Genomic DNA, 12,817 nt, shown 5'->3' on the forward strand with positions numbered 1-12,817 from the left:
TGTTACGTTGGCTTAGTTTCTTATGAGAAACTAAAATTTATTGTTTGTTTGCACGATTTTGTTTGTTTAGTTTTCAAAGAACAAGCTCATTACTCCGTTAGAAGCAACTTTATTACTATATCATTTCAGCGAATCGTTGTCAATGTTTTTTATCAATATTTTAAACGCCAACAAGTTGTTAACTTGTCATTAACGACTGCTTTAATATAATACCACCATGCCTATGCCGCGTCAACAAAAATCCTAGAATTATTTTTCCATTACCGACTTTCTTCTATAATATAAGTAGAAAAGCCGGCCCAGTTAACAGGGCCAGCTTCCTTTTACTTCGTAATCTTAACGATTCCTTCTTGCTTCAATTCCACTTGACCTTGGTTATTCAGTACAACTTTTTCACCTTCGGCTAAGTTCGTGAAAACAATCGGAGTTATTGTAGATGTTGCATGTTCTTTAATGTAATTTAAATCAACTTTTAGTAACGGCTGACCCTGTTCAATGATGTCATCTTCAGAAACTAACGTCTCAAAACCTTGACCTTTTAAATTAACAGTATCAATACCAACATGAATCAGGATTTCTCGCCCTGTATCAGATAAAATACCAATGGCATGTTTAGTTGGGAATAGGTTGACGATTTTTCCATTTACCGGTGAAACAACCGTTCCTTCAGCTGGTACAATCGCAAAGCCATCGCCCATCATTTTTCCAGCAAACACCTGATCAGGCACTTCAGTAATTGGCTTTATTTCCCCTTTAAGCGGTGCTGCAAACACTTCATTCTCACGTGCTTTTTGAATTGCATCTGAATTCACATTACTTTGTTCCGGACTTTTTTCCGCTGTATCAACAGAAGTGGTACGAGGTCTCTTACCGGACATAATATCTTTCATTTGACCCTTTATGGTTTCAGAACGTGGTCCGAAAATTGCTTGAATGTTATTTCCTACTTCTAAGACTCCAGCTGCACCAAGTTTTTTCAATTCAGCTTTGTCCACATTTTTAATATCATTAACCGATACACGAAGACGTGTAATACACGCATCTAAATGAGCAATATTATCTTTTCCACCCATCGCATCTAAAATATTAGCTGCTAAATCACCTGAACCTGATTTTCCTGTTGTCGCTTGATCTTCTTCTTCCTCAAGTTCACGACCTGGAGTTTTTAAATCAAACTTGCGAATCGCAAAACGGAAACCGAAGTAATAAATAACCGCAAAGACAAGACCTACTGGAATAACGATCCAAGCATTTGTTTGCGGGTTGATTAATCCAAATAAAATATAGTCAATTAGTCCACCTGAGAAGGTCATCCCGATTTTTACATTCAACAAGTGCATAGTCATAAATGATAATCCGGCGAAGATTGCGTGGATACCAAATAATACTGGCGCAACAAATAAGAACGAGAATTCAATTGGTTCGGTAATACCAGTAAGGAAAGAAGTTAACGCCGCAGAAGCCATTAAGCCTCCCACAAACGCTTTCTTTTCTGGACGAGCTTCATGATAAATCGCTAATGCAGCAGCAGGAAGTCCAAACATCATGAATGGGTATTTACCTGTTGTGAACGTACCTGCAGTTAAATTTTGAACACCATCTTTAATTTGTTCCATGAAAATACGTTGGTCACCACGAACAAGGTCACCCGCAGCGTTTGTATAGCTTCCAAATTCATACCAGAATGGCGCATAGAAAATATGATGCAATCCAAATGGAATTAATGAACGTTCAATCACCCCAAAGATAAAGGCAGCAATCGTTTTGTTCGCATCAACCATATTCGTAGAGAACGCATTTAAGCCTGATTGAATTGGCGGCCAGATAAGGATCATTAACAATCCTAAAAGAACAGTACTTGCAGCAGTTACAATCGGAACGAAACGCTTACCAGCAAAGAAACCTAGATATGATGGTAATTCAATTTCAAAGAATTTATTATACATATAAGCGGCAATTAGACCGACGATGATACCTCCGAAAACACCCGTTTGCAGTGTAGGTATTCCTAGTACAGAAGCATAACTTTGAGGATGCTTCGCAAGTGCATCTGCATCAATGCCCAATGCAGTTCCCATTGTTGCATTCATAATAAGGAAACCGACAATCGCAGCAAGCCCTGCTACACCTTCTCCCCCTGCTAGTCCAATCGCAACCCCAACAGCAAATAATAATGATAGGTTTCCGAATATGACACTACCAGCTTGTTCCATAATCCTTGCAACCATCGCAATCCCGCTATTATCTAAGAATGGGGCGATGTCAATTAGTGTTGGGTTTTGAAGCGCATTACCAATTGCCAGTAAGATCCCAGCAGCTGGCAGAATCGCAACTGGTAACATTAATGCTTTACCGACTTTCTGTAAAACACCAAAAGCATTTTTAAACATATAAAGTCCCTCCTATTTTTTGTTTAGCTCATAAAGCGGTTACATAATTGTTAGAAGTAACAACAAAAAAGGCATGAGTAAAGGTCCAATTGAATAAAGCTATGGGTATAGATTACCCCAATAACTTGAGTTCAATTATACTTTTTACTCATGCCTGATCGAATCAGTAACACGTAAAAGAATAAGTGCTATTTATATTTTTTTTGAAGTCGTTGTAAATGCATCGTTAGATATACTGCTTCTGCATCAAAGACTTTTAATTTTAAGGTTTGTTGCATCACTTTTATGAGCTTCCATGAAAGATTATAGCATATAGGATATTCATCTTTCAATAGGGAAGAAATTTTTTCTGGCTCATCCACTTTTTCACCGTTTACAACTCGTTCAATCGCAAAACGGAGATGGCGAACAAGTCTCATATAATCGATTCCTTCTTTATCTATTACTAGCTCCAACTGTTCTTCAACCATATCGACCAGTCTGCTGACAAGTTGGGAATGTTGGTTTACATCAGATAGGTCTTTATTGGTTATTGCACTGTGAATATGCAAGGCGATAAAGCCAACCTCACCGATTGGAAAGCTAATCCCAGTGTTATCCTTAATAAGTTGGACAACTTCTTTAGCCACTTCATACTCATGACGATATAGCGCCTTTGTCTCCACTAAGAAGGGATTTTTCATTTCCATCCCCTGGGAAGCCCGTGTTAAGGCAAACATTAAATGATCAGTTAAGGCAACATGAATATGTTCATTTAACATCGAATTTGTTCGTTGCTTGATTAACTCAATCGATGCGATGATCACCTCTAAGAAATCGTTATCAATAAAAGGGAGCAATTTAAGATAATTTTGTTGCTCCTTTTCATTTTTTAAGACAAAGAGCTTTTCAGCAGAGTCCTTCTCAATTAAATCACCATGTTTGCGATTAAAGCCGATCCCCTTACCAATCAAAACTACTTCACCATAGGAAGGGTGTTCAGCAATCAATACATTATTATTTAAAACCTTTTCAATTTTCAGCTGCGCCATTCCCTTTTTCCCCATTTCTCCCATTTTACCTTTGTAATTACAGAATAAAAGACAGAAAACAGGAAGTCAACGACAAAGTTCGACAACATTATGTCATACTAGTTGGTAAATTATTCGAACGATAATTTTTGACAAAATAAAAGGAACTGTGGTGTGCCCACAGTTCCCTTTATTATTATTTTAAGAAAATAAAATATAGAACAAAGATTACAAAGAAAAAGTACATAACTGGGTGAATTTCTTTTGTACGACCCTTGATCATCATTGTGATTGGGTAAAAGATAAAGCCCACTGCAATACCTGTTGCAATGCTGTATGTCAGCGGCATAGCAATCATCGTTAAGAAGGCTGGAACAGCAATTTCAAAACGCTGCCAATCAATTTTCCCTAGTGAAGATACCATTAACACCCCAACAATAATTAACGCAGGTGCTGTTACAGGTGCAGTAACCACTGATAATAACGGAAAGAAGAACAGCGATAAGATAAAGAATCCAGCTGTTACTAAGGCTGCAAATCCAGTTCTAGCACCAGAGGCAACCCCTGCAGAGGACTCGATGTAAGATGTTGTAGTTGAGGTACCTAATACAGCACCAACAGTTGTTGCAATCGAATCCGAAATTAGCGCGCGTCCAGCTCGAGGCAGCTTATTGTCTTTCATAATTCCCGCTTGGTTTGCTACTGCAACAAGGGTACCTGCATTGTCAAAGAAGTCAACAAACAAGAAGGTAAGAACAATTCCAAGCATGGCTGTTGTATAAAAAGAGCTATCTCCGAACGAAGAGAATGCTGCACCAAACGTCGGTGATAAGCTTGGAACAGAATCAACTACTTTAGTCGGCATATCAATTAAGTTAAAGATCATTCCTACGATTACTGTGATGACCATACCATAAAATACGGCTCCGTTAATACCTCTAGTCATCATAATTACTGTTACGACGATACCAAAAATAGCAAGTAGTGTAGGCCCGGCTGTCAAATCGCCTAATCCAACTAGTGTTGCATCATTATTGACTACAATCCCAGCATTTTGTAATCCAATAAAAGTAATGAACAAGCCAATCCCTGCACCAACAGCATGTTTTAAATCAACTGGAATCGCGTTAATGATTTTTTCGCGCAGGCCAGTAAGAGTCAATAAGAAGAAAAATACACCTGAGATAAGAACTGCTCCAAGGGCGTGCTGCCAAGGAATTCCGCTCCCTAATACCACCGTATAAGCAAAGAACGCATTCAAGCCCATTCCTGGAGCTAATGCCAGCGGATACTTCCCAAGGAGTCCCATGACAATTGATCCTAGTGCAGATGCAAGAGCTGTTGCCACAAATACTGCACCATAGTCCATTCTTAAGGCATCAGGATAGTCCTTTATGGATGCTAATGATAATGTTAATGGATTAACAACTAGTATATAAGCCATTGCTAAGAAGGTCGTTAGTCCCCCAATAAACTCACGGCGATAATTTGTCCCATGTTTCTCAAATTCAAAATACTTATGCATTCTTTTGCCCCCTAAGGTTCTTTCTTTATTGTTTATGCAAAAAAGCTCCGGTTTATTCTACCGGAGCTGACGTAAGGCAAGTGCAATAAATAGAGGAAAAGAAAACATACCTCTTATATTAAACACTGCCTCGTAGTCAAGCCATTTACGGTGGCTCGGTAGAAACTTTTGGGCCATATCCCCAAGATTATACGATGCAATTATTATTACCTTCTCTTAACACGTTTTTTATTTTAGCAGGAAAGAAACCTCTTGTAAACAAAAATACGAACGATATTAAAATAAATTTTAACATCGTTCGTGAATATGGATGTTCCTGATATAATTAGTCGCTTTTTCCATAAATAAATAAGAACTGGAACCAATAATCGGTTCCAGTTCTTTGCTTTTCTTATTCCCACTCAATCGTTGCTGGCGGCTTACTTGTAATATCGTAAACCACCCGGTTGACATGCGCCACTTCGTTAACAATTCTTGTTGAAATGACTTCTAAGACATCCCAAGGGATCCTTGCCCAATCGGACGTCATTCCATCAATGGAGGTCACAGCACGAATTCCAATCGTGTAATCGTATGTTCTTGCATCCCCCATTACACCGACGCTGCGAATGTCCGGTAGTACAGTGAAATATTGCCAAATTTCTCGGTCGAGACCGGCCTTTTTAATTTCCTCGCGAAGAATCCAATCCGATTCACGAACAATCTCCAGTTTATCCTCTGAAATGGCCCCAAGCACACGAATGCCAAGACCTGGTCCAGGGAATGGCTGTCTCCAGACGATATCATCCGGAATGCCCAGCTCAGTTCCAAGTGCCCGGACTTCATCCTTAAATAAGGTGTTTAGCGGTTCGATTAGTTTAAATTGCATATCTTCCGGTAATCCGCCTACATTGTGATGGGACTTAATGGTTTGTGCAGTCGCCGTACCACTTTCAATAATATCGGTATAAAGCGTACCTTGGGCCAAGAACTCAATACCTTCCAGTTTTGTCGCTTCATCGTCAAATACATAAATAAATTCATTACCAATAATTTTTCGTTTTTTCTCAGGGTCAGAAACACCTTCTAACTTCGATAAGAAACGGTCTTTGGCATCAATTTTGATAACATTCATGTGGAAGCCTTCTGAAAAAGTCTTCATCACGCTGTCAGCCTCATTTTTCCGAAGCAAGCCATGATCGACAAAAATACAAGTAAGTTGATCACCGATTGCCTTATGAATCAGCACAGCAACAACGGATGAATCCACCCCGCCGCTTAAAGCACAAAGAACTTTTTTATCGCCAACCTGCTCACGAATCTTTGCCATTTCCATTTCAATGAAGTTACCCATTGACCAATCGCCAGTGCACTCACACACGTTAAAAACAAAATTTCTTAGCAACTCATTCCCATAAACGGAATGACGTACTTCCGGGTGGAACTGAACAGCATAAAGTTTTTGCTCTTCATTACTCATTGCTGAAATTGGACAGGTTGGATTTGTGCCATCAACAGTAAAACCTGCAGGAGCTTCGACAACAAGATCACCGTGACTCATCCACACGGTTTGCTCATTTGGCAGTCCGGCAAATAACGCTGATGGATTCTGTACTGTCATCGTTGCTTTTCCGTATTCACGTTCTTTCGCTTTTTCAACTTTCCCATTAAAATGGACGGTCATTAATTGCATCCCGTAGCAAATACCAAGGATCGGCAGACCCATTTCAAAAATGGCTTCATCACAGCGGAAAGAATTTTCATCGTAAACACTATTTGGCCCGCCGGAGAAAATAATCCCTTTTGGGTTTAACTTGCGGATTTCTTCAGCTGTAATCGTATGCGGATGTAATTCACTGTATACCCCGAATTCACGGATCCTGCGGGTTATTAACTGGTTATATTGACTTCCAAAATCTAATACAATAATCATCTCATTCTTGCCTGGCAAAGCATCCACCTCAATTTTCTCAAGTTATAGTTATTATGAACCTTTACAGCAAAGGATATAAAAAAAACTAGAATTCTCCCCTCCAAAAAATATCAGGAAGGCAGAATTCTAGTTTTCTCGTAAAAAGACCACAGAAAAATCCTGCCTTCATAGTCAGGTCATTATACGGTGACCCGGTAGAGACTCTCGAACCAAATTTTCGAGGATATATGAAGGAATCGTACTATATTTTGAATAGTACAAGCATCTTTTTAGGCAGGTGCTTGCGCTAAACATGAATTAGTACATATTGTAACAATAGGTGGTTTTTCCGGTCAAGCAATTGTCTTTTTGATTAAATTTTCCCATAATTCATGCGATTCTTTCCAAGTGCCCTTTGGCAATTGCTGATGATACAGATAATTTTCATAAATAGCCGTTAGTTTTGACATTTCTCTTGTCGAAAAGAAGGAATCAATGTAACGGGCATAGTTTCGTAGGGTTTGGTTTTCCTTCCGCTTTAATCCGTAGCGTTCAAACTGTTCCAACAAAGCTAAGTAGGCAGCACTGATGTTTTCGTCCTTTTTCTTAAATCGGTAAATGACTAACAGTCCATATGGAAACCACTTACCGCGACTGCGGTAAAGAATACCAACTACTGCAGCCACTATTATGATTATGAAAACCATCCGCTTCCAATTGTTTTTCACAAACAATTGGGTCTCTTCCCAGACCCTTTTAACATCAAAGAAAGATTTCGAATCATTTGCTTTATTAGGATCCTTAATCTCTTTCTGCTGAGGCTTCTTCACTGGAGCTGGACTGGCTTCTTGATTATTGGATGATGTTGGGCCATTCGTTTCGTAATTGATGATAATTTCATTTGAAAAGCCCTTGGTTGGCTCAAATGGAACCCAGCCTTGGTTCGGAAAATAGACCTCAACCCAAGAATGGGCATTATTATTTGTTACCTCATACACTTGAGTCCCTGAAGTCTCATCACTATATCGGAGGAAATCTCCGCCTGTGAACCCTTTTACCCAGCGCGTTGGAATCCCGAGTATTCTCAGCATCACCGCCATCGAAGAGGAGAAATTGTCACAATAACCCCTTTTTGTCTCAAACAAAAATTGATCCACATAGTCATCTTCGGTGTCAGGCACCGCGACATTTTTCTGGTCATAAGTGAACGCAGATTTTCCAAAATAACTTTCGATCGCTTTTGCTTTATCAAACCAATTGGTTTTTGTGGCCGTAATCTCTGCTGCTAATTCTTTCACTCGTGGCGGAAGATTCTCCGGCAGGAGTGTATATTTTTGATAAAATTTCTCGTTGATGATAGTTGGGTCATAGCTCGTTGTTTGGACTAAGTCTGAAGCTTTATACTTTGGTTTTTTATATTCAACAGTAAAGGCCTGCGGTACAGCAGGGACATTGTCATTAGCTAATAGGCTGATTCGCTCATTCGTCGTATCGATTTCATATTGACTGCCCTCTGGAAGCAGCTTTAACACTTTGCTAATTCCGGCTGGATACATAAGAAAATTGAAATGATAATCTGGACTTGTCACCACCCGCGAAGTCTCTATAATGGTCTCTACGGTGTCAGGCACCGAAAAGACAGGCACAAGGTCTTCCTGACGGAATGAAATAGGTGTGGTGCCAGAGGCCAGCCAGCCTTTTCCTGTATACACGTCCTTCGTTTCCATCTTCCAATAATTTTTTCCGTTCCCTTCATACTGAAAGACTCGGTTGTTATCCCCTATAAAAGGACCGCCTAGCTCCGCATCATTGGTTCCATAACCGATACGATTGACACTTCTGGCCTTGTCTTCAGGAACCTTATCGTTATTGGCTGTTAGATATGGAACTGGGTCCGGCCAAATCGGCGCAGCTTTCGGTGCAGCGATGCCAACTAACACACTTAAGGAAATCATAACCGCCAACGGCACCATCCACCTGCGCAGAAACGTAGGTTCAGCGCTGACATTTTCTTTTTGAATAATTCGGAAGTATGTCAGCATACCCATTACTGCAAAACCAGCCACCACCGTTCTGACAATGGCATATTTAGCAACATACGGTGTAAATGTATCTAAAACCGTAATATAGACTAAGGTCATAAAGAAAAATATAAAGATTCTCTTTCGGTTTAAGATCCAATAATTGATTAAGTAAACCATTAGCCACAGCAAGATAAAGAATAACAATGTCCTGAACTCATTGGATAAGTCATTCCAGTTCCTTGCTGCAAGCACACGAAGGTTATCAAAGATATCTTTAAAGAAGGCCGTAAACCACGTTGAATCAAAAAACCCTTCTTCATAATGAAGCTGGTTAATGGCAAAGAAAATAAAGATCGTTTTGAAACTATAGTTCCAAATCCATTTCAAATGAAAGTAAGATACAGCAAATGAAATCACGATAAAGATAAAAAACATCTCAATATGATTGGTTTCTGTTAATTGTTCAATCGGACGCAGCCATTCACTTAATAATAAAAAACTAAAGGCATATAACAAAAAGGATGAGAAATCTCTTTTGATCAACGGAAGTTCACCTCCGAAAAGGCTGCCGTGAATTCGCCTTCCTGAACCAAGACAACCCGTACTCCACGGGCATTGGCAATTGCCATCAGTGAGCGTTCCTCATCCATCGGCGCTTCTTTCTCCCCTTTAATTAGAAAAAGCGTAATTGTTCCTCCCTTTCGCTGACCTAAGAAGCTTGCTTTTTCAATCAGTGGTTTCGTAATTTGTGCAGTGATTAGCATAAACGAAACCGTTTGCTGGATGAGAAGGCCATCGGTATCTAACACCTTTTCAAATGGTAAGGTACATTTCGCCTCTATTTTTGCCAGATGAAAAAAAAGCTGCTGGAGATGCTGTTCTCCGCCGCGAATCGGGAAAGAGGCTCGCTCGTTGCTCATTGTTAACAGACTGGTCTGGGCACCCTTTTTCAAAATAGCCCGCAATAACGAGGCTGTAAAGGAGACAACTGGCTCAAACTGCTTCGTGGGTACACAGTCCATGACCACAAAGACATCATGTGATTGCCGCTGTTCGAATTCCTTTGTCATGAGGATATTTCGTTTGGCGGATGCTTTCCAGTTGATCCACGAAAAGCGATCACCCGGCTGGTAATCCCTCACCCCAGTCGCCATGGATGTATCGCGCTGGACACGTTCCCTTGAAGCCGTCAGACCCGAATCATAATGATTTTCAAAAGACCGGTATAATAGCTCTGAATACGCCGGATAGACAATGATCTTGCCCTCCTTGGAAGCCTTTTTTTCCTTTTCAAATAATCCAAGCGGATCTCCAATTCTTAAAGTAAAAGATTCGAAAAAATGTTCTCCGCGCGGCAGCTCATCAATGATATATTCATAGGAAAATTCCTTTTTTAAGCCCGGAAGAAGCAGGGCTTTCGCTCTCTTTTGCTGAGGAGCAAATTTCAACGCTTCATCTAACTGATCCTCAATTAATAAATAAAAAAGCGGAAATGATTTTGCTCTTTTTACTGTAACAATTACCTTTAAAGGCTCTCCGGCATTAAAATCTGTTTTTGGCAATATTCTTGTTACTTCAAGTTCGTTTAAGGAGTAAAAAAAGATGGCCACACCATAAATGGCAAAGGGAAGAAAGCTATAAAATAAAAACCAACTTACAAATCCTCCTTGAAACATGGCATAGGAGAAAGCTAATAAAATCAAAAAAAGCAGCAGAATAAACTTCCAAACTTTTTTCAATATCATCCTTGTTTTTTTCATTTATTTCACTAACCTTTGAACTGGAACCGGTACTCTGGCAACCACCTGGTTCACTAAATCTTCAGCCGAAATCCCTTCAAATTTTGCCTCCGACTTTAAAATAATCCGGTGGGATAAGACAAATCCTGCTAAACATTGAATATCATCTGGGAGAACATAATCGCGGCCATACATGTACGCATAAGCCTGTGCTGCTTTCATCAAGGCAATTGAACCCCTTGGACTAGCCCCAAGGTAGACACTGCCGTGGCCCCTTGTGCGGTTAACGATATCAACGATATAACGCTTCATCGTATCATCAACAAACACATCTTTGATTTCTTTTTGTAAATCAAGAAGGCCTTCAAGGTCAATAACAGGAGTTAACTCCTCAATCGGCGGGACCTTTTGTGCTCTGTTCAACACTTCCATTTCCTCTTGTAAGTCTGGATAACCCATTCTCATTTTTAATAAAAAACGGTCCAATTGGGCCTCGGGAAGCGGATAGGTCCCTTCGTATTCAATCGGATTTTGCGTCGCCATAACAAAGAATGGCTTGTTCAGTTGATGGGTCACACCATCAATGGTGACACTTGCTTCCTCCATCCCTTCTAAAAGGGCAGACTGGGTTTTCGGGGAGGTCCGGTTAATCTCATCGGCAAGTATGATATTCCCCATTAACGGGCCGGGGCGAAATTGAAATTCCATTTCTTTTGGATTATATATAGAGACTCCGGTTACATCGGATGGCAGAAGATCCGGAGTGAATTGAATTCTACGGAAATTGGCATTCACTGACTTGGCCAACGCACGGACCATCATCGTCTTCCCAACACCTGGTACGTCTTCTAAGAGGACATGGCCCCCAGCTAAAAGGGCAACCAAGCTAAGTTCAGCAACGTCCCTTTTTCCAATCATAACCTTTTCTATGTTTACTAGTATCTTTTCTATCGTGGGATTCTTTTGATCAACAGACAAGGTGACTCCTCCTCGGACGGGTTATACCTATTTTGGGCCATTCCATTTATGTATTCTATAGATTCCTAAAATATTCCTTTATAGCAGACGAACAATATTCAAAACTAGTTAAAAATTAGACGGAGATACTAAAAAATGTTTCTCTAAGCAAAAAAGCCTCCTTCAGCAAATGAAGCAGACTAAACAATTTTAAGATTGGGCAGGTTATATCATGAATTTCACTTCTGTTTTACATCATAATTCTCCTGAATAAACTCCATTTCTTCCTCAGGTGAAGCTTTGCCGTTGGCTTTTCCAACCGTGCCGCCCTGCAGCTCCCAAATGGCATTGTGATTCATAACCACGTAATCGAAATTGCCTTTATCCCAAGATTTTAATATAGTTAAATAAACATCAGCATTCTCATATTCTTTTTTATTGGCTTCGACCACTTGTAGTAATCTTTTCACCCGCTCAGGCGTTAAAGGCAGTGCGCCCCACTTTTTGTCAGCTAATACCTTTTGGTGTGACATATTATGTATGGCTTGCTGAACATCGTTTTCACTCATGCTAAACGGAAATCCACGTTCAACCTTTTTAGTTTGTTCATGGACTTGAACTACCTTTTCACCCTTCGGTGCAGTTCCTACGCTAACAGAGACATTTTCCTTATCAAAATATAAATAACCCCCTATCAAAACACACGCAAGTATAACTGGTATCCATATTTTTTTAGGTATTTTTTTCATCGTTTCCCCTGCTCCTCAAAATGAGAGGTTTGGAGCATCCCTCCGCACCTCCAAGATAGGCTTAGATTTAATAATTCCACATTTCCCCTATATTTCCCTTTAAAACCTCTTGAAAAATGGTAATCTATCATAAAAAAGCCTACTCTATAAAAAGAGTAGACTTATCGTTACATTCCTTCTCTTAAATTGGATTATCTGGAAATTCATTATAATATTTATCGATTAACTTTTTATCATGTTCATCATCAGGTACTTCTCCTAAGTACTTATTTTTCCAAATAATCATTTGGTCACTAAAACTATATTCTGTATTAAACCAATTTGTATAATCATAATGCATCTTAAATTTCCCATTACTCTCAAGAGATAACGTAAATGAATACCAAAGTTCCTGCTGATTTTCTTTAAAAATATTTCTCAATTCATCGCTCAATGCAAACAGCTTTCTTTTATTCTTTTTAAATTCTTCTTTATTAATAGCATAGTTAAATGGGATTTTCACACTATAATGACGGTGTTTGTCAAGAAAGTT

Annotated in this window: 10 protein-coding genes and 2 riboswitches; of the genes, 1 reads left to right on the forward strand and 9 read right to left on the reverse strand. The window is 39.6% G+C overall.

The window, feature by feature from the left end; translation table 11 throughout:
- The coding region (locus COJ96_RS29005) for a hypothetical protein (protein ID WP_218936510.1) at window positions 1-210 on the forward strand (210 nt) is incomplete at its 5' end.
- Window positions 211-323: 113 nt separating this feature from the next.
- On the opposite strand, the gene ptsG is transcribed toward COJ96_RS29005, so the two are convergent.
- From ptsG to COJ96_RS12010, 9 genes are all read right to left on the reverse strand, one after another.
- Window positions 324-2,390 carry a glucose-specific PTS transporter subunit IIBC gene (gene ptsG / locus COJ96_RS11970; protein ID WP_098573444.1) on the reverse strand — a complete coding sequence of 689 codons (2,067 nt, stop codon included), beginning with the start codon at window positions 2,388-2,390 and terminating at the stop codon, window positions 324-326.
- A 188-nt stretch (window positions 2,391-2,578) separates the two neighbouring features.
- Window positions 2,579-3,421 (reverse strand): glucose PTS transporter transcription antiterminator GlcT, encoded by an 843-nt coding sequence (glcT, locus tag COJ96_RS11975; protein WP_098573459.1) that lies wholly within the window; start codon window positions 3,419-3,421, stop codon window positions 2,579-2,581.
- Window positions 3,422-3,596: 175 nt separating this feature from the next.
- Window positions 3,597-4,925 (reverse strand): NCS2 family permease, encoded by a 1,329-nt coding sequence (locus COJ96_RS11980; RefSeq protein WP_098573447.1) that lies wholly within the window; start codon window positions 4,923-4,925, stop codon window positions 3,597-3,599.
- Between the two features lie 113 nt (window positions 4,926-5,038).
- A riboswitch (purine riboswitch) is annotated at window positions 5,039-5,140 on the reverse strand.
- A gap of 176 nt (window positions 5,141-5,316) precedes the next feature.
- Window positions 5,317-6,837: a glutamine-hydrolyzing GMP synthase gene (gene guaA / locus COJ96_RS11985; RefSeq protein ID WP_098573461.1), complete on the reverse strand. Its 1,521-nt coding sequence runs from the start codon at window positions 6,835-6,837 to the stop codon at window positions 5,317-5,319.
- A gap of 148 nt (window positions 6,838-6,985) precedes the next feature.
- Window positions 6,986-7,088, reverse strand: a riboswitch (purine riboswitch).
- Between the two features lie 81 nt (window positions 7,089-7,169).
- Window positions 7,170-9,383 (reverse strand): transglutaminase TgpA family protein, encoded by a 2,214-nt coding sequence (locus tag COJ96_RS11990; protein WP_098573450.1) that lies wholly within the window; start codon window positions 9,381-9,383, stop codon window positions 7,170-7,172.
- Window positions 9,380-10,600, reverse strand: a complete 1,221-nt coding sequence (locus COJ96_RS11995; protein ID WP_098573454.1) for a DUF58 domain-containing protein — start codon at window positions 10,598-10,600, stop codon at window positions 9,380-9,382. The genes COJ96_RS11990 and COJ96_RS11995 overlap by 4 nt, the downstream gene beginning before the upstream one ends.
- Window positions 10,601-11,557, reverse strand: a complete 957-nt coding sequence (locus COJ96_RS12000) for an AAA family ATPase (RefSeq protein ID WP_180230088.1) — start codon at window positions 11,555-11,557, stop codon at window positions 10,601-10,603.
- A 218-nt stretch (window positions 11,558-11,775) separates the two neighbouring features.
- Entirely contained in the window at window positions 11,776-12,285 is a 510-nt protein-coding gene (locus COJ96_RS12005; protein ID WP_098573457.1) for a DUF6241 domain-containing protein, read from the reverse strand.
- Window positions 12,286-12,466: 181 nt separating this feature from the next.
- Window positions 12,467-12,817: immunity protein YezG family protein (locus COJ96_RS12010; protein WP_098573467.1), on the reverse strand; the 351-nt coding region annotated here is incomplete at its 5' end.

This window comes from Bacillus sp. AFS073361, from assembly GCF_002567005.1.
Lineage (GTDB): Bacteria > Bacillota > Bacilli > Bacillales > Cytobacillaceae > Neobacillus.

Coding starts and splice junctions, on each gene's coding strand:
- ptsG (WP_098573444.1), bottom strand. CDS start 2,390: ATGTTTAAAAATGCTTTTGGTGTTTTACAGAAAGTCGGTAAAGCATTA.
- glcT (WP_098573459.1), bottom strand. CDS start 3,421: ATGGCGCAGCTGAAAATTGAAAAGGTTTTAAATAATAATGTATTGATT.
- COJ96_RS11980 (WP_098573447.1), bottom strand. CDS start 4,925: ATGCATAAGTATTTTGAATTTGAGAAACATGGGACAAATTATCGCCGT.
- guaA (WP_098573461.1), bottom strand. CDS start 6,837: ATGATTATTGTATTAGATTTTGGAAGTCAATATAACCAGTTAATAACC.
- COJ96_RS11995 (WP_098573454.1), bottom strand. CDS start 10,600: ATGAAAAAAACAAGGATGATATTGAAAAAAGTTTGGAAGTTTATTCTG.
- COJ96_RS12005 (WP_098573457.1), bottom strand. CDS start 12,285: ATGAAAAAAATACCTAAAAAAATATGGATACCAGTTATACTTGCGTGT.